General features: G+C 56.7%; 20 protein-coding genes and 4 tRNA genes. 17 read left to right on the forward strand and 7 right to left on the reverse strand.

Annotated elements, in window-relative coordinates:
* Window positions 1-50: 50 nt before the first annotated feature.
* Complete coding sequence (locus tag ACUXHH_RS00835) at window positions 51-644, forward strand: flagellar type III secretion system protein FlhB (protein ID WP_279741038.1); 594 nt, start codon at window positions 51-53, stop codon at window positions 642-644.
* A gap of 348 nt (window positions 645-992) precedes the next feature.
* Here the strand turns inward: ACUXHH_RS00835 and ACUXHH_RS00840 are convergent, their stop codons facing one another.
* Window positions 993-1,649, reverse strand: coding sequence for a DedA family protein (locus tag ACUXHH_RS00840; protein WP_254756501.1), 657 nt, complete (start codon window positions 1,647-1,649; stop codon window positions 993-995).
* 338 nt (window positions 1,650-1,987) lie between these two features.
* On the opposite strand from ACUXHH_RS00840, the gene ACUXHH_RS00845 reads away from it, so the two are divergent.
* The 9 genes from ACUXHH_RS00845 to ACUXHH_RS00885 all read left to right on the forward strand — a co-directional run bounded on the left by ACUXHH_RS00845 (window position 1,988) and on the right by ACUXHH_RS00885 (window position 12,102).
* Window positions 1,988-4,147: a RecQ family ATP-dependent DNA helicase gene (locus ACUXHH_RS00845; RefSeq protein WP_458390614.1), complete on the forward strand. Its 2,160-nt coding sequence runs from the start codon at window positions 1,988-1,990 to the stop codon at window positions 4,145-4,147.
* Window positions 4,148-4,188: 41 nt separating this feature from the next.
* Window positions 4,189-4,716, forward strand: coding sequence for a nucleoside deaminase (locus ACUXHH_RS00850; RefSeq protein ID WP_458390615.1), 528 nt, complete (start codon window positions 4,189-4,191; stop codon window positions 4,714-4,716).
* A gap of 300 nt (window positions 4,717-5,016) precedes the next feature.
* A complete protein-coding gene (locus ACUXHH_RS00855) occupies window positions 5,017-5,736 on the forward strand; it encodes a multidrug ABC transporter ATPase (RefSeq protein ID WP_458390616.1) in 720 nt (239 codons plus the stop codon).
* Between the two features lie 2 nt (window positions 5,737-5,738).
* Entirely contained in the window at window positions 5,739-8,345 is a 2,607-nt protein-coding gene (locus ACUXHH_RS00860) for a YhgE/Pip family protein (protein ID WP_458390617.1), read from the forward strand.
* 79 nt (window positions 8,346-8,424) lie between these two features.
* Complete coding sequence (locus ACUXHH_RS00865; RefSeq protein ID WP_458390618.1) at window positions 8,425-9,045, forward strand: TetR/AcrR family transcriptional regulator; 621 nt, start codon at window positions 8,425-8,427, stop codon at window positions 9,043-9,045.
* 153 nt (window positions 9,046-9,198) lie between these two features.
* Window positions 9,199-9,285: transfer RNA gene (locus ACUXHH_RS00870), tRNA-Ser, on the forward strand.
* 174 nt (window positions 9,286-9,459) lie between these two features.
* On the forward strand, window positions 9,460-10,098 hold the full coding sequence (upp, locus tag ACUXHH_RS00875) for a uracil phosphoribosyltransferase (RefSeq protein WP_279741028.1): 639 nt from the start codon (window positions 9,460-9,462) through the stop codon (window positions 10,096-10,098).
* 571 nt (window positions 10,099-10,669) lie between these two features.
* On the forward strand, window positions 10,670-11,422 hold the full coding sequence (locus tag ACUXHH_RS00880; RefSeq protein ID WP_279741026.1) for a winged helix-turn-helix domain-containing protein: 753 nt from the start codon (window positions 10,670-10,672) through the stop codon (window positions 11,420-11,422).
* Between the two features lie 134 nt (window positions 11,423-11,556).
* Window positions 11,557-12,102, forward strand: coding sequence for a SixA phosphatase family protein (locus ACUXHH_RS00885; RefSeq protein WP_279741025.1), 546 nt, complete (start codon window positions 11,557-11,559; stop codon window positions 12,100-12,102).
* 60 nt (window positions 12,103-12,162) lie between these two features.
* Here the strand turns inward: ACUXHH_RS00885 and ACUXHH_RS00890 are convergent.
* Window positions 12,163-12,251 (reverse strand) — tRNA-Ser (locus ACUXHH_RS00890).
* A gap of 254 nt (window positions 12,252-12,505) precedes the next feature.
* On the opposite strand from ACUXHH_RS00890, the gene ACUXHH_RS00895 reads away from it, so the two are divergent.
* Window positions 12,506-12,853, forward strand: coding sequence for a DUF4190 domain-containing protein (locus ACUXHH_RS00895; protein WP_279754538.1), 348 nt, complete (start codon window positions 12,506-12,508; stop codon window positions 12,851-12,853).
* A 208-nt stretch (window positions 12,854-13,061) separates the two neighbouring features.
* Window positions 13,062-13,559, forward strand: coding sequence for a DUF4190 domain-containing protein (locus ACUXHH_RS00900; RefSeq protein WP_279788354.1), 498 nt, complete (start codon window positions 13,062-13,064; stop codon window positions 13,557-13,559).
* A 96-nt stretch (window positions 13,560-13,655) separates the two neighbouring features.
* Here ACUXHH_RS00900 and ACUXHH_RS00905 read toward each other — a convergent pair.
* Window positions 13,656-13,743 (reverse strand) — tRNA-Ser (locus ACUXHH_RS00905).
* 125 nt (window positions 13,744-13,868) lie between these two features.
* On the opposite strand from ACUXHH_RS00905, the gene ACUXHH_RS00910 reads away from it, so the two are divergent.
* From ACUXHH_RS00910 to ACUXHH_RS00920, 3 genes are all read left to right on the forward strand, one after another.
* Window positions 13,869-14,879: an NAD(P)H-quinone oxidoreductase gene (locus tag ACUXHH_RS00910; RefSeq protein ID WP_279754545.1), complete on the forward strand. Its 1,011-nt coding sequence runs from the start codon at window positions 13,869-13,871 to the stop codon at window positions 14,877-14,879.
* 233 nt (window positions 14,880-15,112) lie between these two features.
* On the forward strand, window positions 15,113-15,652 hold the full coding sequence (locus ACUXHH_RS00915; protein ID WP_279741018.1) for a dehydrogenase: 540 nt from the start codon (window positions 15,113-15,115) through the stop codon (window positions 15,650-15,652).
* Window positions 15,653-15,870: 218 nt separating this feature from the next.
* Window positions 15,871-16,746 carry an HpcH/HpaI aldolase/citrate lyase family protein gene (locus tag ACUXHH_RS00920; protein WP_279741016.1) on the forward strand — a complete coding sequence of 292 codons (876 nt, stop codon included), beginning with the start codon at window positions 15,871-15,873 and terminating at the stop codon, window positions 16,744-16,746.
* A 126-nt stretch (window positions 16,747-16,872) separates the two neighbouring features.
* Here the strand turns inward: ACUXHH_RS00920 and ACUXHH_RS00925 are convergent, their stop codons facing one another.
* Together ACUXHH_RS00925 and ACUXHH_RS00930 are read right to left on the reverse strand one after the other, a co-directional pair.
* A complete protein-coding gene (locus ACUXHH_RS00925) occupies window positions 16,873-17,139 on the reverse strand; it encodes a hypothetical protein (protein WP_279741015.1) in 267 nt (88 codons plus the stop codon).
* Between the two features lie 105 nt (window positions 17,140-17,244).
* Window positions 17,245-17,319: transfer RNA gene (locus ACUXHH_RS00930), tRNA-Thr, on the reverse strand.
* 308 nt (window positions 17,320-17,627) lie between these two features.
* On the opposite strand from ACUXHH_RS00930, the gene ACUXHH_RS00935 reads away from it, so the two are divergent.
* Window positions 17,628-18,392 carry a DsbA family protein gene (locus tag ACUXHH_RS00935; RefSeq protein ID WP_458390619.1) on the forward strand — a complete coding sequence of 255 codons (765 nt, stop codon included), beginning with the start codon at window positions 17,628-17,630 and terminating at the stop codon, window positions 18,390-18,392.
* Entirely contained in the window at window positions 18,392-19,180 is a 789-nt protein-coding gene (locus ACUXHH_RS00940; RefSeq protein ID WP_279754548.1) for a spermidine synthase, read from the forward strand. The genes ACUXHH_RS00935 and ACUXHH_RS00940 overlap by 1 nt, the downstream gene beginning before the upstream one ends.
* Before the next feature lie 118 nt (window positions 19,181-19,298).
* Here the strand turns inward: ACUXHH_RS00940 and ACUXHH_RS00945 are convergent, their stop codons facing one another.
* Both ACUXHH_RS00945 and ACUXHH_RS00950 read right to left on the reverse strand, forming a co-directional pair.
* Window positions 19,299-19,487 (reverse strand): hypothetical protein, encoded by a 189-nt coding sequence (locus ACUXHH_RS00945; RefSeq protein WP_279741010.1) that lies wholly within the window; start codon window positions 19,485-19,487, stop codon window positions 19,299-19,301.
* A 477-nt stretch (window positions 19,488-19,964) separates the two neighbouring features.
* Window positions 19,965-21,026: an EamA family transporter gene (locus tag ACUXHH_RS00950; RefSeq protein ID WP_279741008.1), complete on the reverse strand. Its 1,062-nt coding sequence runs from the start codon at window positions 21,024-21,026 to the stop codon at window positions 19,965-19,967.
* Window positions 21,027-21,145 lie beyond the last annotated feature (119 nt).

Here is a 21,145-nt window from a genome sequence, read left to right on the forward strand (position 1 = left end):
TGCTCATACATCCTCCGCACACTATCAGCCGACATTCGAAAGATTCCGCCATGTCCGCCGTTGAGCCTTCGCCGCCATTCACTCCGAACACCACGTATCTTACGAAGCCTGCTACCCCGACTCTCGTGTCTGTGGCAGGTTGGGTTTTGCTCGCTATTGCTGTGGGCTGGCTGGTGCTGATTGGGTACACGGGTTTTGTGTATGCGACGACGCAACTGTCGCACCTGTCCACCTGGCGTGCCCAGTCACTGGTGGATGCGCAGGCATACTATCCGGTGCTTTTTCTGATGGTGAGTGCGGTCAGCAACGTAGCCCTGCACGGCTTCTGCACGGTGGCGTATCTGCGTGGTTACCGTTGGGCGGCGTTGGTGCTGTCAGTAGCGTTGGCGTTGGGCGTGCTGGCTTCTTTGCTGATTATGCTGGCGGTCGCAGCTCTTTTAGGTACTCTGAATGGTGCTCCGAGCCAGGATGTTGAGCTGCTGCTCAGTAGCGCTTCGCCGCTGTACACGCTGGTATATATTGCTGTGCCGTATATGCTGGTGTGTGTTGTGGCGTTGGCGTTGGTGTGGTCGCGCCAGTCGCGTACCTATATGGAGATGCGCCGTGATTGGCGTGTGCGCCGAAGCGAGGATTACCTGATTTAGCGTTATGCTGCCGATGGTGGTGGCATACGTGAGGAAGGAAGCGCATAACAGAACGTACCCCGAAGCAGTCCTTGAATAAGAATAATCCGGAGTACACGCTTTCCGAATACAGCGTGCTGCAACCCTCCGACCAGGCTGAAAACAGCACGGTAGAGAGTAACGCCGCCTCCATAACGTTGCCCCCAGTAGTACGGTAGACAATAATGCAGCAGTGGACAACGCACCCGGCGACAGCACCCCGAGTAAGCCACGACCACCAAAAGGTTCAGAGCATGAAAGGGCGGGGATACCAGACGGTATCCCCACCTTTTCTCATCCCCGACTCAGCAGCCGAGAAGGACTCACGTATTACTCAGCAGATTCCTGCTTCGCCTTTGAACGGCCACGCAGGTACTCGATAATAACCGGCACCACAGAAACCGCCACAATAATCACAGCAATGTACTCAATGTTGTTGTGTACGAACGGGATACCGCCTAGCAGCACACCCGCCAGACCAATCAAACCAATCCACGCAACCGCGCCAACAACATTCCACAGGTGGAACTTCTTACGGTCGTACGAAGAAATACCAGCCGCAAGAGACACAAAAGTACGAACAATCGGCACGAAACGACCTAGAACCAAAGCCAAACTACCGCGCTTCTGGAAGAACTCCTCAGTAGTGTGCAGGTTCTTGGTGCTCAGAATCTTCGCGTCATCCTTGAAGATCTTACGGCCGTAACGGGCACCAATCTGGTAGCCAACCTCAGCGCCAGCAATAGCAACCAGCACCAGGACCGGGAACGCCACCCACAGGGACAGGCCCATCTGCTCATGCAGCATACCCAGAGCAAAAATCAGGGAGTCACCCGGAAGAATCGGGAAAAGAACACCGGACTCAATAAATACGATAATTGCCGAAACTACCAGAACCCATGGGCCGGTATCGAGCAGGAACTGCTCAAGGTCGAGGCCCAAGAGCGCAACCGGAAGATGCGCCAAAGCGGTGGCAAGAAAAGTCATGAAAAATCCTGAACTGTGAGTGGACCGCACGCACGGCTTGGCGGCGGAGTAACACCAGCATAGAGAGCGTACCTATGGTGAACATTGCGCAAAACTATGCGGAGGTTGTGTATTACTGGCACAATTCTACCGGCATTTACGCCGGATGTATGGGTGAGTGAGGTGTAAAATCTCCGGGCCGGCGGAACCGAAACCACAGGAGGTGATGCGGTGCTCGCACGCCTCCCTAGGTAGTGACCGTCCGCCAGGCTAGGGGATGCGGGGTGTGACATGATGGGAAGAGAGCACGGCGCGTCGCGGCGTAGCGATTGACCCAACCACCCACCGTTGGAGAGAACATGAACCCCCAGCAGCCAGCTTCCAGCCCCACCGATTCCCTACACGCTGAAGCCCGCGAAGTGTTGCGCCGCCTCACCGGTGTCGCCGATGCTGAGTTCCACGAGGGACAGTACGAGGCGATTCGAGCCCTCGTAGCCGATCGGGCCCGCACCCTCGTCGTGCAGCGTACTGGCTGGGGTAAGTCTGCGGTCTACTTCATTTCTTCCCTGCTCTTGCGTGCCCGCAGTATGGGCCCGGCTCTTATTGTCTCCCCGCTGCTTTCCCTCATGCGTGATCAGGTTGGGGCAGCATCCCGTGCGGGGGTGCGCGCCGCTATGGTGAACTCCGCGAACGTCACCGAATGGGATGAGATTCGTACCCGCCTCGAAGCTAACGAGCTCGACGTGCTCCTGGTGGGCCCCGAGCGCCTTAACAATCTGGCGTTCCGTGAGCAGTGGCTACCGTACCTGTTGCCGCGCCTGGGTCTGCTCGTTATTGATGAGGCGCACTGTATTTCTGACTGGGGCCATGACTTCCGCCCCGACTACCGTCGTATTGGTTCGCTTATTAAATCTCTGCCGGCGGGTGTGCCAGCGCTGGCGACTACCGCAACCGCGAATGACCGTGTTAGCCGCGATATTGCCGAACAGCTCAGCACGGATACCACCGTACCCGTGCATGTGCTGCGCGGTCCGCTGTCCCGCGAGTCCCTGCGCCTGGGCGTCCTGACCCTGCCCGATGAGGCGCAACGCATCGGCTGGCTGCTCACGCACCTGAGCAGCCTGCCCGGTTCGGGCATTATTTACACGCTGACTGTCTCTGCGGCAGAAGATATCGCAAACGCCCTGCGTGCCAGTGGCCACGAGGTGCTCGCCTATACCGGTAAGACTGACCCGGATGAGCGGCTGGTTGCAGAGCAGGCACTCAAGGAAAACCGGGTGAAGGCTCTTGTGGCGACAAGTGCCCTCGGTATGGGTTTTGATAAGCCGGATTTGGGTTTTGTCGTGCACCTGGGCGCGCCGTCGTCTGCGGTGAGCTACTACCAGCAGATTGGCCGCGCCGGACGAGGTGCCGTCAATGCGGATGTTCTGCTCCTGCCCGGTCGTGAAGACCGCGCCATATGGGAGTACTTTGCGAGCGCCTCTATGCCTGATGAGGAGCAAGCGCTGGCTGTTTTGGATGCCCTTGCCCAATCCCCGAAGGGGTTAAGCATTACCGCGTTGGAGGTACGTGTACAGTTGCGCCGCTCCACCCTGGAGCTTCTGCTGAAGGTGCTGGACGTTGAGGGTGCCGCCGTGAAGGAAGGCAACTATTGGCGTCGAACCTCTTCGCCGTGGCAGTACGATAGTGCCCGTTATGCGGCGGTGGTGCAGGCGCGTGTGGTGGAGCAGAACGCCATGCTCGAGTATGAACGCACTAGTCAGTGTCGTATGCTTTTCCTGGCGCAGCAACTTGATGATGCTTCCGCGACTGTTTGCGGTCGTTGTGATGTGTGTGCGGCCCCCTGGTACCCGATTGAAGTTCCCGCTGAAGCGCAGCAGGCGGCGCAGAACAGTTTCAATAGGGTGGGTGTGCCCCTGCAACCGCGCCGTATGTGGCCGAGCGGGCTGGATCAGCTGATGGGTGCGGATGCGCCGCGCGGTCGTTTGTCTAAGGACGAGCAGGCTGAATCCGGTTACGCTTTGGCGCGTCTGAGCGACATGGGGTACGGTACTCGTCTGCGTGAGCTTCTGGCGACGAATGAGCTGGGTGAGCCGGTTGATTCTGAGGTCCCTGCCGAGCTGGGTCACGCCTGCGTAAAGGTGCTTGCCGCTTGGGAGTGGTCTGAGGCGGGTCGTCCGGTGGCGGTGTTGACTCTGCCTTCGCCGGTGCGTCCTCGTTTGGCTCAGTCCCTGGGTAGGGGGCTTGCGTCGGTGGGGCGTCTGGTGGATTTGGGCCAGGTATCTTTGGTGGGGGAGCCGCGTTTCTTTGGCGGTAATAGTGCGTTCCGTTGTGCGGATGTGCTGCGCTCGTACCGGGTGCCTGTAGAGGTTCTGGACTATGTGCGTGAGCATCGGTGCCCTGTTCTACTGGTTTCTGATGCGGTGGATTCGCGGTGGGCGTTTACGGCTGTGGCGCGTGAGCTACGGTTGGCGGGTGCTTCTGCGGTGTATCCTTTCTCTTTGGCTGCCACCCACTAGCCGTGCCCATTAACCTTTATTTATTCGCCTGACGAGGTTATATGTTATATTCGGAATATTCAAAATTGACGGTCACAGACGGCTCTTCCGCTGTGCTCAGCGATATTCCCGCTCGCCCCGAACACAGTGAGTGGATGATTCGCGCCCTCGCTGAGGGCGCCGCCGCAGGTGAGCGTGGCGAGATTCCTATTGGTGCTGTAGTGGTGGATGAGCAGGGCGTCATTATCGGTTCGGCGGGCAATACCCGCGAGCGGGATCATGACCCCAGTGCCCATGCGGAGGTCAATGCGATCCGTCAGGCGGCGGTGCATCGTGGTAAGTGGCGCCTGGACGGGTGCACACTCGTGGTGACGGTTGAACCGTGCCTAATGTGTGCCGGCACGATCCTGGCCTCACGTGTTTCAATGGTGGTTTTTGGAGCCTGGGAGGAGAAGACGGGGGCTGCTGGTAGCCGTTACGATGTACTGCGTGATGGTCGGGTTGCTCCGACTCCCGAGGTGTATGCGGGGGTGTGTGCTGATGAGTGTGCGCAGCTGATGGTGGACTTCTTTAAGGAACGCCGCCCCTAACCTCCTCTAAGCCTCACCCCTAAGAATGGTTTATATAACGCGAAAAACTGTGCAGAGACTGCGTAGTTTTTCGCGTTATTTGTACGAAAAACCCCATTTCTTTGAAAAATACTTCAAAAATTTCAAAAATGACCCCTATTTTTCAAGAAAAACCCACCACATCACACATAACCGGGTCTAACATATATAGGCACTGGAGCCTTCGCCCTGTCTGCGACTGAAAATAGATACCTCGCGCACAACCTGCAGAGTGCTCCCTGAAACTGACCCGAATCATCCAACCTCTGAGGGGATTTAACCGTGTTAAGCGTTGACAATATTTGGGCAAAAGGGCGCCACACTCCGCTTTTTGACCGCACCACCTTCTCAGTGGGTGAGGGTGAAGTCATTATTGTTCAGGCGGATAGCCAGCTGGAGCGTACCTCTCTTTCATTGGCGTTGACTGGCCGCCTTCCCCTATCCGGCGGCACGATTAGCTGGAGCAAGGGCGATGATGAGACTTGTCGTATCTCCATGAAGCGTCTGCGTGCTATCAGCAGCGTGGTGGACTCTCCTGATGTGACCGCTCCTGAGCAGCATATGCGCGTGCATGATTACGTGTCGGAGATGCTTTCCTACAATCTGCCGATTTTTGGTCGTTCCCGTGCGAGCCGCTGGCTGGCTACCCACGATCTGGAGGAACTGGACGGGCTGTGGATGGATGAGATCAGCGGTGAGATGAACATCGAGCTGATGACTGCTTTGGCGAAGTATGACCCGTCTGATTTGCTGGTTTTTGATACTCCTTCCCGCCATCTGAACCACACGTACATGTGGCTTCCGTACCTGGAGGAGCTTGCCGCCGATGAGAACCACCCGCGCACGGTGGTGGCGATTGTTCCGCATATTTCTGAGTCCTGGCATGGCCCTCGTGCTGTGGTCGGCCACGGTCCTGAGGAAAATGCGCCGGCTCCCGTTGAGGGCGAGACTGAACCCTCTAATGATTCCCCCGAACATGGCGAAAAGGCTGAGAAGGAGTAAGAATGACTGTTCTGCGTGTTGCACTCGTTGAGCTGAAGCGCCTGACCAGCGGTGTTCTGCCGGTTCTGGTGCTGCTTGCGATGTCCTGTATTCCGCTGCTGTACGGTGCCCTGTACCTGTACGGCAACTGGGATGCTTACGGCAATGTGAATGGCATTGTGGGTGCTCTTGTGGTTGAGGATGAAGGTGCTAAGGATTCTGAAGGCCAGCAGGTGAATACCGGTGCTGATGTACGCCAGTCCCTGCTGGATGCTGGCACGTTTGATTGGCGTCAGGTGCAGACCCGCTCTGAGGCTGTTGAGGGTGTGGAGAACGGCACCTATGACTTTGCGATGGTGATTCCGAAGGACTTCTCCCGTAATTTGCAGAGTGCCGGTTCGTTCAAGCCTGATGCTGACGGCAAGACCGGCACTATTGACGCGCGTTCGGCAGGTATTGAGGTCATTACGAATGATGCCAATAACTATGTACTGACGAATATTGTCACGAAGGCGGGCACTTCGGTGCGCGATTCGGTGGCGGAGAAGGTCGGTAATTCTACGGCAAATTCGCTGTTGGCTAGCTTCACGACTATTCATTCGAAGATGGGTGAGGCTGCTGATGGTGCGTCGAAGGTGAATAACGGCACGGTGAAGCTGGCGGATGCGATTGTTCAGCTGAAGGATGGCACCGCCACGGTGAATGATGGTGCCGTAAAGCTGAAGGATGGTACCTCTTCCCTGGCTGATGGTCAGTCCCAGTTGTTGGAAGGCCAGAAGCAGCTGGCGGAGGGTACTGCGAAGCTTGCCGATGGTGCTTCGACTTTGGATTCGGGTGCTGCGAAGTTGGATTCGGGTGCTGCGAAGCTGGCCGATGGTGCGTCGAGTTTGAAGGGTGGATCGTCGACTTTAGCTTCGGCTGCTGCGTCTGCTTCTGATGGTGCGGCGAAGTTGAAGGACGGCTCGGCGACCCTAGCTGAAGGTACTGCGAGCTTGAAGAGCGGGTCGGCTTCGGTTGCGAAGGGTGCTAATGATTTGGCCTCTGGTATCCATCAGCTGCGTACCGGTATGGATCAGGCGGGTATTCGTGAGTTGCCGGCTGAGTTGAATGCGATGTGTATGCGCCTGCATGAGACGGATACGTCTGCCGGTAGTGGCGATTTTGGTCGTGATCTGTCGAATACTGTGGTGTCTGCGAGTGCGCAGAAGGTGCGTGCTCGGGTGACTCCGCTGGTTGAGGCGGGTACGTTGACTCAAGAACAGGCTGATCAGCTGGTGGCTGCTGTTGATTCTGAGGAGACGAAGAATGAGGTTGCTGAGCTGAATCAGAAGGCTCTGCAGTCTCATCTGGCGGCTCGTGATGATGCCGCTGCTGATGCTCTGTCGAAGGTGAGCGCGTTGAAGTCGAGCCATTGTATTTCTGATGGTTCGTCGTCGACTGCGGTGAAGGTTCAGACTTTGGTTTCTGGCGTGGATTCACTGGAATCTGGTGCTTCGTCACTGGCTGAGGGTGCTTCGTCACTGGCTGAGGGTGCTGCTCGTGTGGATGCTGGCGCGTCATCCTTGGCGTCGGGTTCGGCGAGCCTGGCTGATGGCAATTCTCAGATTGCTTCGGGTGCTTCGAGCCTTGCGAGTGGTTCTGCGACTCTGTCGGGTGGTGCTTCTGAACTGAAGGAAGGTACTGGTTCTTTGAAGAACGGTACCGCTGAGCTGAAGGATGGTAGCGGTACTTTGGCGCAGAAGGAGCAGTCTGCGGTTGAGGGTCAGCAGAAGTTGGCTGATGGTGCGAATGAGCTGAAGGATGGTGCGTCGCAGCTTTCTAACGGTACGGCGAAGCTGTCTGATGGTTCTACTCAGCTGAATGATGGTGCTTCCGAGTTGAAGGATGGTACTTCGTCGCTGGAGAGCGGCCTGGCTTCTGGTGCTAAGCAGGTTCCGAGCCTTGCGCCGACTGATCAGGCGAAGGTTGCGGATACGATGTCGAACCCTGTGACTTTGTCGCAGGAGTCGCTGGCGTCGGGCCGTAACTATGGTGAGGGCATGGGCCCGTTCTTCATGTGCTTGGCGTTGTGGATTGGCGGCTTGATGCTGGTTCAGACGTTGCGTGTGATGAATAACCGTGCGCTGGCTTCGCATGCTCCGTCGATTCGTGTGATGCTCGGTAGCTGGATGCCGTTTGGCTTGGTGGGTATTGCGCAGGCGACTTTGATGTTTGCGGTGATTAAGTTTGGTTTGGGCTTTGAGATGGCTCATCCGTGGCTGGTATGGCTGTTCCTCTGCTATGTGGCTTTGGTCTTTACTGGCTTCATTCATGGTCTGACGGTGATTTTGGGTGCGCCGGGTAAGTTGGTGGCCTTGGTCATTCTGATTCTGCAGTTGATTACTGCGGGCGGAACGATGCCGTATGAGACTCTGCCTGATTCGATTCGTTGGATGCATGATTTCTTCCCGATGGGTTATGCGGTGACGGGTACGCGTCGTCTGGCGTATGGCATTAATGAGTCGAGCCTGTGGGGCATTATGCTGGTTTTGACGCTGTGGGGTTTGGCTGGTCTGGTGTTGGGTTACCTTGGTACCCGCCGTGATCGTACGTGGTCGTTGAAGAAGCTCGCCCCGGAGATTGAGGTATAAGGCGCCTTGTTAGCTCGCGCAGCGGAATACTGTCTAATAAAATAGAGGTATATCTGCAAAAAGGGAGGGAGGACTTCTGATGTTGCAGCGCCCAGTCGCTGAAGCTTCAAGTCGTCGTCCCGGCCGTACTGCTAGAACTCAGTTGAAGTTGTTCAATGCTGCTATGGAGATTATGACCCAGAAGGGGCTTGAGTACGCCACTGTTGAAGAGGTGGCGGCCCGGGCGGGTGTTTCTAAGGGGACCGTGTATTACAATTTCGGTTCTAAGAAGACCATGGTGGATCAGCTTGTTCAGTACGGCACGCAGTTGCTGCTGAGCGATGCGCGTCGTGCGGCGTCGGTTCATTCTGATCCGCGTGAGGCGTTGCGGAGTGCTATTCGTGCCGCTTTCCAGTATCTTGAGGACCGTCCGGGTTTTACTCGGATGTGGCTTGCGGAGGCGTGGAAGGGCGCGGATGGTTGGACTGAGGCAATGAGCGATAACCGTTTGGATCTTCTGAATTATTTGGAGGAGATGACGGAGGCTGTGGCTCGCCGCTATACGGTTGATACCGCTCAGAATCCTCGTGCGATTGCGATCTCTATGTTCGGCGCGATTTATATGCTTGCTATGGATCGTGAAGTGCATCAGGCGGAGCGCAATGCTGAGGATGCAACGCGTGCTGTCATGCTAGTTGTAGATGGGTATATCCGTCATTAGGCAGACCTGTTGGGTCTGCAGATGTAGCCGGGACTTCGGTGTCGGGTGTCGAAAAGGGCACGGTGAAAGGGACCGTGAAGAGGGCGACACCCGGCTGCCGTACGCGGTTTTTCTTGCCCTCCTGTTGGGGGTGTGCTATAGTTTTCCACTGTTGGTGGTGTGTCCGAGCGGCCGAAGGTGCATCACTCGAAATGATGTTTGGTGTAAAAGCCAACGGGGGTTCAAATCCCTCCACCACCGCACCAACGAAAACCCGTCGAGATTTGTCTCGGCGGGTTTTTTGCATGTCTGGCTTGTTCTGGGGTGGCGTTGGTGAGTGTCTATATGGCGGTATTTTGCTCTGGTTTATGGGGTGTGTGCCACTTCGGGGGCTTTACCGATGATTGCTGATTTGGGGGTGGGTAGAATCGTATTATGCGTATTAAGATTCTTGACCACCCGCTGGTCTCTCATAAGATTAGTGTTCTGCGTGATAAGAACACTCCGTCCCCGATTTTCCGTCAGCTGGTTGATGAGCTGGTGACCCTTCTCGCCTATGAGGCGACTCGCGAGATCCGCGTGGAAGAGATTGAGGTTGTGACTCCGGTGGCGACCACTACCGGTGTTCGTATTGCTGATCCTAGGCCGCTGGTTGTTCCGATTCTGCGTGCTGGTTTGGGTATGCTGGAGGGTATGACTCGCATGGTTCCGACCGCTGAGGTGGGTTTCCTGGGTATGGCTCGTAATGAGGAGACCCTAGACATTGTGACGTATGCGGAGCGTCTGCCTGAGGATTTGACTGGCCGTCAGGTGTACCTGTTGGATCCGATGTTGGCTACCGGTGGCACTTTGATTGAGGCTATTAAGTTCCTGCGCAAGCGTGGTGCTGAGTCTGTGACCTGTGTATGCTTGATTGCCGCTCCTGAGGGTATTGCTGCTCTGGAGAAGGGCGTTGCTGGTATGGAGAATGTTGATCTGTTCTTGGCTGCTCGTGATGAGCGTCTGAACGAGAAAGCGTACATTATTCCGGGTCTGGGCGATGCTGGTGATCGCCTGTACGGTCTGGCTGAGTAGTCTTTCAGTATAATTCACGTGATGTGAATAGGGCGCCTCTGCATATGTATGTGTGGAGGCGCTTCGCTATGTCTTATGGGTGTTTGGGTGGTTGAGTGCCGCAGTGTGGCGGTGCGTGTCTAATGCGTCCGGGGCTTGGGCGGCGATGGTACTGCTAGGGGGTCGGCGTGGGGTTTTGAGACACCCCTGCTATTATATGACGAGGAACACAATGGAGCACTAGAGGGGTGTATTAAAACTTCAAGTATATTCACAGCCTCACATGAAAATACAGAGTGATACCAGTAGATAAAAGAAGCTGTGAATATTTATAAGGGAAAAATACTGAAAGCTTCAGGCGGTTCCTGAAACCTCCCAAAATGGGGGAAAGATATTGTACTCTTCTCATCCATAAAGATGAATCCACTATGTTGAATCCGCTTGATTTATCCGTCAAATAGGAGAAATATTAAGTAAGAGGATTGAGACTCGAACAGGTATTGGGGACTGTTTGACTCTGCGTCGCTTCCGGCGCACCCCACACCACGTACGACTGGGATCCCGTACACAGACTTTGAGAGAAGGTTGAACCATGTCAGGTGCTGTACCTGGATATGTCCACATCTCCCAGCGCGGTCGTGCCGCTAAGCGTCAGGTCGTGCAGCCCCAGCGCCCCGCTGTGCAGGCCGCAACGTTGCGTCCGATGACATTTTCAGCCAGTGATTCTGCCCATAGGCAGGCTCAGGAAAATGAGGCACGCGGCTTCGTGCTCTACGTGGGTTTGAACGAAGAACTTGCTGCCGCGAACGGCACCTCCCTGGTGCGTATCGTTCAGGATTTGCGTACTTATGCACACCATCTGGCTCCCGAGTCGGAGTCGTATGCCGCCGTGGCGTTGGCTCCGGTGAACGCTGAGGGTAGCGACCTTGAGGTGGTGCGTAACGCGTTGGGCGATCCGACCGCAATGTATATGCATCCGGAGGCAAATGCCGCCCGCGAGGCAGAGGCTACGAATAGCCACTCCTCGGGTGTATTGATTGATTTGGCGCGCCGCGAGGTGTTCCTGGACGGTGAGCCGCTCATGCTGACCTTCAAGGAATTCGAGTTGCTGGCACACCTGGTGGAGAACTCATCCCGCACCGTGGGTCGTGAGGAGCTGCTGAAGGCCCTATGGAGTTCGGGCGATGAGCATCCGCATGAGCGTACGATTGACGTGCATATCCGTCGTCTGCGTTCGAAGCTGGGTCGCCTGTCGGGTACCGTGCGTACGGTGCGCGGCCAGGGTTACCGTTTCTTTGAGCACCCCGAGGTTGTCGTCTGGGCTGCTCCGGAATACTCGATTTAGTTTTTAGCGTGCACCCCGGTGTGCTGGCGTGATGCCGGCGCGCCGGGGTTTACTTGTGCCCACCTTGTGGGTGTTAGTGCGCGTGCTGTAGCGGCGTACGGGACGTTCCGGTGCCCTCTAGCTAGAATGGGTGTATGGCTGAAAATTCTTCCAACACTGCATCTGGCTCGCACCGCCGCGAGGTTAAGCGTCTGATTATTATGCGCCATGCGGAGGCTGATTGGGGTCTGAATGATTTTGATCGTCCGCTGACGAAGCGCGGTCATGAGCAGGCTGCCGCCGCTGGTGCTTGGTTGGCTTCTCGCGGTTATATTCCGGAGCAGATTGTGTCGTCATCGGCATTGCGTACTCGACAGACGACGACTTGGGTTTCGGATGGTTTGGGGGCGAAGGCGCCTACCGCTCATTTGGATGAGGGGCTGTATGAGGTGTCTGCGTCCCGTATTATTGCGCGCATTAACAGCGTTTCGGAGAATGTCCATTCTCTGATGATGGTGTCGCATCTGCCCGGTGTGCAGGATGCAGCGCAGCGTTTGATGAGCCCGGATTCTGACCTGAATGCGTCCATGGATGTGTACTACGGTTTCCCGCCCTCTTCCATCGCGGTGTTTGAGGTGCTGGGGGAGTGGGCTCTACTTGATGGCGCGGATGCGCGCCTCGTGGACTTCAAGAGCTTCTAGGTTTCGTGCCTGAAAGGGTAAAGTAAAAGCCCCGTACCGGTTGGTACGGGGCTTTTGCGGCGGAGACGGGGGGATTTGAACCCCCGGTCGAGTTTAACCCCGACCCTTCATTAGCAGTGAAGTCCATTCGGCCGCTCTGGCACGTCTCCACGGTGCGCTCGTGAGCGCATCCCTATAAGAATATAGGCTGTTTTGCGCTTGGTCAATTTGACCCATGCTTTGGGGGATATTTCTGAGTGTGTGTTGCTCTATAGGGCGGACTATGGATTGTAGGCTTTGAGGCTTATACGCATCTTCGATAGACTGCTGCTGTCCGACCGATAAATGGAGGACGTCTCTGGCGTGTGATTTTTCCATACAGCGTTGCCAGAGTTGTCTTATGTACTCAACGAAATGAGAAATCATGTCTGAAAACCCCAACAACCCCCAGCCCCAGTTCAACCAGGACCCCCAGTTTAGCCAGCAGGCACCCCAGTTCAATCAGCAGGCTCCTTACGGTGTGCCCGTTCAGAGCCCTGAGCAGCAGGCTCAGGCGAAGAAGGCAAAGACTCTGTCGATTGTTTCTTTGGTGAGCGGTATTGTGAGCTTGTTCCTCTTTGGTTACATCCTTGGTGCTGTGGCTATTGTGACCGGCCGCCTGGCTATGAACAACCCTGAGTTGAAGAATCGCGGTATGGCTATTGCCGGTACTATTCTGGGTGCCGTCGGCATTGTGTTGCTGATTGCTCTGAGGATTCTTGTAAAGTCCTAGGGTTGAAGCTACCCACTGTAACCTCATGATTTGAGGGAGCCTGCGTGTACTCCATGTGTACGTGGGCTTTTGTGTGCCTCGTCAGTTTTCTAGTTTGTGCATTATGGTGCATATATCTCTAGAATGACGAATTTGTTTGTACCTACCTCATCGATAGGTTAGGGTGAATTAGGTTTAATGCATACCATTCACGCGAAAGAAGGACCATATGTCCCAGAATCCGCAGGACTCTAACTTCTACGACTACAACCCGGAATACGGCAACCTGAACCAGCAGAACGCTCAGAACGGCCAGTATGGCCAGCAGCAGTACCAGCAGCCTGGCCAGTACGGCCAGCCCATGATGGTCCCCGTCGGCATTGTTCAGAAGACCCCTGAACAGCTCGCGGGTGAGAAGGCTGCTCAGACCTCCATGGTGCTGGGCATTATCGGCCTGGTCTGCAACTTCATCGTCAGCTGGTGGTCGTTCGGTCTGCCCTCCTTGATCCTGGGTGTTATTGGTATCTTCAAGGCGAACGAGGCAGAGCGCTACGGCGCGGCTGCTTCGGCTGGTCGCATCATGAGCTGGATTAACGCAGTTATTGGTGGTCTGTACTTGCTTTTCCTTGGAGGTTTTGTACTGCTGGGGCTTATCGGTATTGCAGGTGCTGCTTCTTCCTCGTCCAGCCACTTTGTTGAGCTGGCTAGCACCCTGGCATTCTTCTAAAAACTTCCGCCCTCACTGGAAGGTACGTAAAGAGCCCCGTTCCTCAATGTGAGGAGCGGGGCTCTTTATGTCCACACTGGAGCAGAAGCTAAAACGCGGATGGTAAGGGATTTGAACCCTTGAGACGGGGTTACCGCCTACTGGTTTTCAAGACCAGCTCCTTCGGCCGCTCGGACAACCATCCATATGCGCCAGAGACCGGCATTTTATGGCAATACCGTGCCGCAGGGCACTACGAGATTATCTCATGAGATAAGCTTTCTGTAAATCGCGCACCAATGATGGTGCTTCCGGCAATGAGGAGGACCCATGAGAGCAATTATTGAGAACAGTCACGGTGGACCTGAGGTTCTGGCAATCAGCGAAGTCCCCACCCCCGTACCCCGATCCCACGAAGTTCTCATCCGCATTCACGCTGCTGGAATCAACCGCGCCGACGCCCTGCAACGCCGTGGATTCTACCCGCCGCCCGCCGGTGCGAGTGCGATCTACGGCCTCGAAGTGGCAGGTGTGATTGAAGCTGTTGGTGATGGCGTCTCAGTTGAGAATCGCGGAACGTCAGTCATGGCGCTACTCACTGGAGGCGGCTACGCCGACTACGTGACCGTACCAATCGACCACGTGTTGCCCGTACCCGAACAGCTGAGCTTCGCCGAAGCCGCCGGTATTCCCGAAGTCGCGGCAACTGTCTACTCGAACCTGGTGCTCACCTGCGGTATGAGCATGAACCCCGCCGAAAACCTTAAGGAAGACGGCGAACCCGCGGTGGTGCTCATTCACGGCGGCACCGGCGGTATCGGTGTGCACGCTATTCAGCTGGCGCTCGCCGCGGGTACCCGTGTGTTTGCGACCGTAAGTACCGAGGAAAAAGCAGAATATGTGCGCTCACTAGGTGCTGAACCGATCATTTATACCGAATATTCGTTCTGTGAAGTTCTGTTGGCTGAAACCGGCGGACGCGGCGCCGATTATATCCTCGATGTGGTGGGTGGGAAGTACCTGGATGATAACCTGCACACCCTAGCCGACGGTGGGTACCTGTGCATTATCGGTCTCATGGGTGGCGCTAAAGCAGAAGTTAATCTGGGTTACATGCTCACCCGCCGCCTGTCGGTGCACGCCACGAGCCTGCGCACTCGTTCGGATCAGCAGAAGGCTGAGATTCTGCGCGGTGTACGCGAACAAGTGCTGCCGTTGATTGAATCCGGCAGGGTTGGCGTGGGCCTGGATCGTATTTTCGATATGGAGGAGGCAGCTGCCGCCCACGAATACTTCGACTCGGGTCAGCATTGCGGCAAGATTGTACTGCGCATGGTCTAGAAGCCGCTGTGCTCCCCCCGGTGCCGTTTCAGGTCGGTGCCGCGGGGAGTGTCGCGTGAGAGGAGAGATGAAAATCTGGGTTCGAAATAATCAGCTGAATGCTGACAGCTCGTCACTAAAAGAGATTTAGGGTAACCTAAGTATAAGGAGGTTTGCGGATCGCTGCAGGGCCCATCGTCAGCAGCCTCCACCGACCAACAAACACGGCACACACACCACGCAGAGGAGGACATATGGGACTTAAAAGCTACCTGCAATCGCGCCGCGACGACGCCGAACTCGGCAAAGGCATCTGGCGCCGATCCCACGACCGGTTCATTCGCGGCATTGACCGCTTCCACCAGGTCCTCGAACGCCTAGCGGCAACCGATTCGTCCACCTCCATGATTGAACTCATTGTGCCGGACGCAAACGCTCTCGCCGACCTCATCCCGCGCGTGCGTGCCGTCGTTATGGAAGCGCACCGCCTCGCCCCCAGCGACGGCGATATTCCCGCCTCCCCATTCGGCACCTACTCCGACCTAAATCGCGCCCTATCCAAAGCTGGTAATGCCGTGGCCCTCTGCGCCGAAGCGCTCGCCATGGCACGCTGCTTCGGCAATTGTGCGAGTGCATGCGACCGCCAGGTGAGCGTGCACCGCCGCGTAGAAACCGTCATCCAGCACATTGAGGATGCGGAACGCCTGATTCAGCGTGCCCAGAAGGAAGCTGCTGGCGAGCTGACCTTTGATGACGGAATCCCCGTCGGCCGCACCCAACTGGTTGAGGCATAACACAGGGCCTAAATTGCGATCAACAGGTGAGTTAGTTTGATGTGCACCTCAGCAGACGATAGGCTTAAAGAAGAGGTGTAGGACACTTCTTATGCGGTTCCGTCACAATGGAGGTGGCGACACAATGCGATGGTACGCGCGGAAGAACCGCAGACTTTTTCCTGCCCCTCTACGGCACAATCCAATGTATATACAATTCACGGAAGAAGTCACACACCATGTTTGAATTCCATCGCAATGAGCGTGCGCGTCAGCTGCGCCCCAGCCTCTCACGCTCCTGGCTCCTAGTGCGCGCCAACTCAACCGAAGAAGTTTTTGAAGAGGCCTTCAAATCCGAGGCTGACTCCATCATTATCGACCTGGAAGACGGTTGCCCCGCCGAAGAGAAGGACGCAGCCCGAGAACAGGTCGTTCGTATGCTCAACTCCGGTGTGGTCGCATGGGTGCGAATCAACGCCATCACCACCGAACACTGGTGGAAGGACGTCAAGGCTCTCAAGAACGTGAAAGGTCTGCGAGGCGTCATGCTCGCCACCGCAGAGCACGCCACCGACATCGACCGCACTGCTGCCGAACTGCCCGCCGGTACCCCTATTATTGCGCTGATTGAGTCCGCACTCGGCGTGCACCATTCGGTGGATATTGCCCGCGCTATCGGTACCTTCCGCCTCGCATTCGGTGCGGGTGACTACCGCCGCGATACCGGTTCTTCCGCAACCCCCATGGCACTGGCCTACGTGCGTTCGCAGCTGGTGATTGCCTCCACTCTGGGTGGTCTTCCCGGCCCCATTGACGGCCCGACCCTCGGCGCGTACGGTGGCGACCTCTCCAAGGCATGCGGCTACGCGAACGACCACGGTATGACCGGTAAGATCACCTTGGATATCCGCCAGGCGGAGACCATCAACGCGGCGTTCTCCCCCAGCGAGATCGAGATCGAAGAAGCACACCAGATGCTAGACGTGCCCCTCGACGGCCCCCGCGACGGATCCTACCTGCCGCGTTACCTGCGTGCAAAGAAGGTCAAGGAACTCGCCAAGGTGTACGGCCTGTGGGGCAAGACCGACAGCGACTTCCAGCGTGCCTCCAAGTAAGGTGCTGGCGTAAAGTATACGCATAAAAAGCCGCGCATCCGAGCTCTGAAAGGGGAATCGGACGCGCGGCTTTTGTCTGCCTAAAACCTCACGAGGCTACAGTCTGGCGGGCTGCCGGTCAGTAGCCTAGTTGCGGGGTGATTTGCCGCCCGTCAGCGCATGAGCGCACACGTACGAAGTCACCAAAGAAATCACAATCGGTACCATGAAAGTGGTGTCATTCTCATACACGGAGCGATAGAAGAACCACACAGCCAGAGAAACGACCAGCGCCAACACATACACCAGAGTAAAACGTGTAGTCGGGCTCATTGGGCGTGCAGAGCCAGCGGAGGTGCGACCTGCCTGCGGGCGGCCCCTCTGGCGCTTAGTGGATGTGGATCGAGAAGACATGAGAATCTCCTAAAGTTCGACGGTGACATCTTCGAGAAAACAACATCTCTCAGATGCTAAAAACCGCCGCAACATACCGGAAACCGGCATGCGTTACGGCGGATGTGGAGCCTCCAGTGGGATTTGAACCCACGACCTTTTCTTTACGAGGGAAATGCTCTACCCCTGAGCTATAGAGGCGCATATGCTTCCGTTCTCAACTGCCCGAAAGCAACCGGCGAACAGTGCATACCCCGCAATAGTACCAAAAAAGGCGGGGGAGAGGCTAATTACTTTCAGCACCGGGCCCGCAGCTGAGAGCAGGCGGCAGAGCGGCTATGGTGTGCACTGCATTCACTCCGCAAACCCGCCCGAAGACAGGGAAAGTTCAGGGCAGGGGCATACAATAAAGCCTATACCCACGGCGGCCGACAGCACTTCACAGTGCACATCAACCACAGATTGATTACCCATAGGCCAGCCCGCCACCCGTAGAGAGAGGAACCCCCATGACTTCACCCCTCAACCGTCGTACCCTGCTGCTGGGCGTAGTGCCCGCCGCCGCACTGGGACTGAGCGCATGCGGTTCCAGCTCCTCCCAGTCCTCCGCATCGGCGTCTGCGAGTGGTTCGGCGAGCGCATCTGCAAGCACCGCCGCTACCTCGGCAAGCGCATCCGCGAGTGCTTCGGCATCTGCGGACCCCTCGGCTACTGCTTCGACAACCGCCGATGACGGCTACGTCGGCTACCGCCTCAATCGCGAAGTACCCGGTGCAGGCACCGCAACCCTGTACACCGACTACCAGTGCCCCTACTGCGCTAAGGCAGAACCTAAGTTTGAAGAAGCCGCCAAGAAGCTTGACGGTGTGCTGAACGTGACCGTGCGTCACATGCCGCTGAACATGCACGCCAACGCCGTACCCGCAGCGCTCGCCGTGGAGGCCGCCGAAGCGCAGGGTAAGCACGTTGAAATGGCGAACAAGCTCTTCGCCGCCCAGAACGACTGGAAGAACATCAAAGAACACGATAAGCTGCGCACCCTCTTCAATGACTACGCCAAGGAACTGGGCCTGAATACCGAAGAATTCGACAAGGCTCTGCTCGACTCCAACACCGTCAAGCCCGTTCAGCGCGACTACGAGCACGCAGTGAAGATTGGTGTGAAGGGCACCCCCACCTTCGCCGTGAACGATAAGGTCGTTGAAGGACTGGACTCCTCTTCCTCGGTGGATGACCTGGTCAGCACCTTCAAGCGTGAAGCTGGCGTGAAGTAGTGGCACATATTCAGCTCTCTGGTGGTCAGCGCGCCGAAATCCACCCCGACGGGTTCAGCGACCACGGATACGTCCTCGAAATCGGTGGCGCCGAGCAGTCCCACGTGGATGTGCAGAACCCCGACTACGTGTTCTACGAGTACCTGCGCCGCATCGCAAACACTGTGGATGTGCTTGCACCTGCCGGTGAACCCATCACTGCCGCCCACCTGGGCGCCGGTGCGCTCACCCTTGTGCGTTATATTCAGGCGACCCGCCCCGGCTCCCGCCAGATTGCCGTGGATATTGAGCCCGAGCTCATGGGCTTCGTGACGGATCGCCTGCCGCTACCCGCAGGTACCGACTGCCAGCTGGTGGTCGGTGACGCCCGCGAGCAGCTGGCAAACCTGCTCGAACTGCTGGGCGTGCCCGGCTTCGATGCGATTATCCTCGATATCTTCACCGGCATGGACGCGCCCGCCCACCTGACGAACCGCGACTTCTACCGCGAACTCAAGGACGCCCTGAGTGAGCGCGGTATGGTTGCCATCAACGTGGGTGACGATGCGGGTCTGCCCTTCTTCCAGCTGCAGGCAATCGCCATGCTGGAAGTCTTCGATCACGTGTGGTGTCTGTGCGAAAGCTCCATGATCAGCGGGCAGAACGAGGGCAACCTTGTGCTGGTTGGTACCTCCCGTAAGCTGGACGAGGACACCCAAGACCGGCTGTACGCCCTGGGCCCGCATCCGGCGGAGGTGCTCACCACCGATGAGCTGCGCGACCTGCTGGAACAACTGGCTGAGAGCTAAACCGAACATACAAAACCGTTGAGGCGGGTACCTAGCTAGGTACCCGCCTCAACGGTTTTCTCTATGAGTTTTCTATAGGGGTTTTTCTATACGCCGCGCGCCGGTGGAATTTTGGTTTTTACTCAGGTAGCGGCATGGGAACGGGGTCCTTGCCGTCACCCTTCTGTGGAGGAGAACTACCCTTCGTGGTGGTGAGCGTAATGCCTATGCTCGCGGTCATCAGCAGGAAAATCGGCACCCAACGAATCGGGCCGGTCTTCTGATTCAGCAGCGCCCAACCGGCAATCGCCGCAATAGAAGAAGCCATTCATCAGACCGAAAATGATGACGGCACGCCACTGCTCCTTCGACCAGGACAGCGTACCCGGCGGCGTTTCGCCGCCGCGGCGGGTATGTCAATGCGCCGCCAACCACACGGCGCTACCCACCACAATGGAAGCAATCGTCAGGCGGCTGACGGTAATAGCCAGCGCGCCAAACAGCGGAAAGAGCGTCATCGCGAACGTGGCACCGAATTGCAGTGACAAGCAGGATATCAACACAAATATGACGCCCAGAGCGGGGCGTTGAGATGAAGTATGCGGCATGATTCTCCTTCCTGCGTCTTCGAAGGAGGCGGTGTATCTCTTAAGGTGTACAGGTGAGGTATCGATTTGGGCGGGGGCACGAACCTGACCAGCCCAGTTAAGCAGATAAAGAGTGCACCCCCGGGCAGCACGAGATACTATTCCACTCGTTACCCGGGGGTGCTAGAAACCGTTGATACGCTCAAAATCTCAGCAGGTTAGAGGCCCTTTGTCTCACGGTCAGCCTTAATCTGGCTGGCTGATGGGAGTGTAATGGAACTGGTTGCCATCTGTGCAATATCCACTGCGTGTGCATCCACCGCACCGGGCAGGTATCGATCGGAATCCTCGAAAGTACCCTCCTCCTGCGCCTTCTTTTGCGCACGAGCGTGAGAAATTGAAATGCCGATACTCGCAGCCACCAGCAGAGCAATAGCAGCCCAACGAACCAGACCGGTCGCCTCACCAAGCATCACAATACCCACAGCCGCCGCAATTGCAGGCTCCAGGGACAGTACAACACTGTAAATGTGTGCAGGGAGCAGACGCAGGGAAGAAACCTCACCCAGCGCCGGCAGAGCAGAAGCCAGCAGACCCATCACGCAGCCAATAGCTAGCAGGTTCACATCCTGGGTAACCTTCAGCAGGTTATTGCCGCTAATCAAGAATGGGAAGGGCATAACCAGTAGGGTAGAGACAACGTTACCCATGACCATGCCACCCATGCCCGGGATGAGCGCGCCCACCTTCTCCGTCGCCAGAATATAGGCGGCACGAGAAACAGCGGTCAGGACCGAGAAAAACACGCCCATCAGGGCGAAATCTTCAGGCTTAGCCTGGGACTCGGCCGTCAGAATCGCCATGCCCGTAAAGGACAACGCAATCCACACCAGGTCCAGCTTGCGGCGCGACATAACCGTCGCCAGAACCAGCGGGCCCATGAACTCAATTGCCACCGCAATCGCCAGCGGAACCTGCTCAATCGCCACATAGAAGAACGCATTTGCACCGGTCAGGGCGATACCAAGGACAATGACCGTCATCCACTGTTGGCGGGTCCACGAACGAATCTGTGGACGGAAGAACGCCCACAGGAGGACAGAAGAAGTCAGCAGGCGCAGAGCCACCACGCCCCAGGGACCCAAATCGCCCATCAGCTGCTTGGCGAGAGCCGCACCGAACTGCGCGGAAATAATCGCGCCGGTCGCGTACGCAACACCCAGCCCCTGAGTCGCCAGGGGAGAACGCGCAGCATTGGGCGTATGGGTGGAAGAAGTCATAGCAATCCTTATTAGTTCAGAAGAGGTGTCAGTCGCTATCTGTTATCAGGCGCGACCCAAATCTCCGTGAAACAGGTCACGCACTATGCAAACAATGAATAGTGTGTAATCTACGACAA

The organism is Rothia sp. 110740021-2, from assembly GCF_054263775.1.

Excerpts from the sequence above, each read along its gene's own strand:
- ACUXHH_RS00935 (WP_458390619.1), top strand. The coding sequence starts at position 17,628 with ATGACTTCACCCCTCAACCGTCGTACCCTGCTGCTGGGCGTAGTGCCC.
- ACUXHH_RS00860 (WP_458390617.1), top strand. The coding sequence starts at position 5,739 with ATGACTGTTCTGCGTGTTGCACTCGTTGAGCTGAAGCGCCTGACCAGC.
- ACUXHH_RS00835 (WP_279741038.1), top strand. The coding sequence starts at position 51 with ATGTCCGCCGTTGAGCCTTCGCCGCCATTCACTCCGAACACCACGTAT.
- ACUXHH_RS00895 (WP_279754538.1), top strand. The coding sequence starts at position 12,506 with ATGTCTGAAAACCCCAACAACCCCCAGCCCCAGTTCAACCAGGACCCC.
- ACUXHH_RS00850 (WP_458390615.1), top strand. The coding sequence starts at position 4,189 with ATGTTATATTCGGAATATTCAAAATTGACGGTCACAGACGGCTCTTCC.
- ACUXHH_RS00865 (WP_458390618.1), top strand. The coding sequence starts at position 8,425 with ATGTTGCAGCGCCCAGTCGCTGAAGCTTCAAGTCGTCGTCCCGGCCGT.
- ACUXHH_RS00845 (WP_458390614.1), top strand. The coding sequence starts at position 1,988 with ATGAACCCCCAGCAGCCAGCTTCCAGCCCCACCGATTCCCTACACGCT.
- ACUXHH_RS00900 (WP_279788354.1), top strand. The coding sequence starts at position 13,062 with ATGTCCCAGAATCCGCAGGACTCTAACTTCTACGACTACAACCCGGAA.
- ACUXHH_RS00880 (WP_279741026.1), top strand. The coding sequence starts at position 10,670 with ATGTCAGGTGCTGTACCTGGATATGTCCACATCTCCCAGCGCGGTCGT.
- ACUXHH_RS00920 (WP_279741016.1), top strand. The coding sequence starts at position 15,871 with ATGTTTGAATTCCATCGCAATGAGCGTGCGCGTCAGCTGCGCCCCAGC.
- ACUXHH_RS00925 (WP_279741015.1), bottom strand. The coding sequence starts at position 17,139 with ATGTCTTCTCGATCCACATCCACTAAGCGCCAGAGGGGCCGCCCGCAG.
- ACUXHH_RS00950 (WP_279741008.1), bottom strand. The coding sequence starts at position 21,026 with ATGACTTCTTCCACCCATACGCCCAATGCTGCGCGTTCTCCCCTGGCG.
- ACUXHH_RS00840 (WP_254756501.1), bottom strand. The coding sequence starts at position 1,649 with ATGACTTTTCTTGCCACCGCTTTGGCGCATCTTCCGGTTGCGCTCTTG.
- ACUXHH_RS00910 (WP_279754545.1), top strand. The coding sequence starts at position 13,869 with ATGAGAGCAATTATTGAGAACAGTCACGGTGGACCTGAGGTTCTGGCA.
- ACUXHH_RS00885 (WP_279741025.1), top strand. The coding sequence starts at position 11,557 with ATGGCTGAAAATTCTTCCAACACTGCATCTGGCTCGCACCGCCGCGAG.
- upp (WP_279741028.1), top strand. The coding sequence starts at position 9,460 with ATGCGTATTAAGATTCTTGACCACCCGCTGGTCTCTCATAAGATTAGT.
- ACUXHH_RS00945 (WP_279741010.1), bottom strand. The coding sequence starts at position 19,487 with ATGGCTTCTTCTATTGCGGCGATTGCCGGTTGGGCGCTGCTGAATCAG.
- ACUXHH_RS00915 (WP_279741018.1), top strand. The coding sequence starts at position 15,113 with ATGGGACTTAAAAGCTACCTGCAATCGCGCCGCGACGACGCCGAACTC.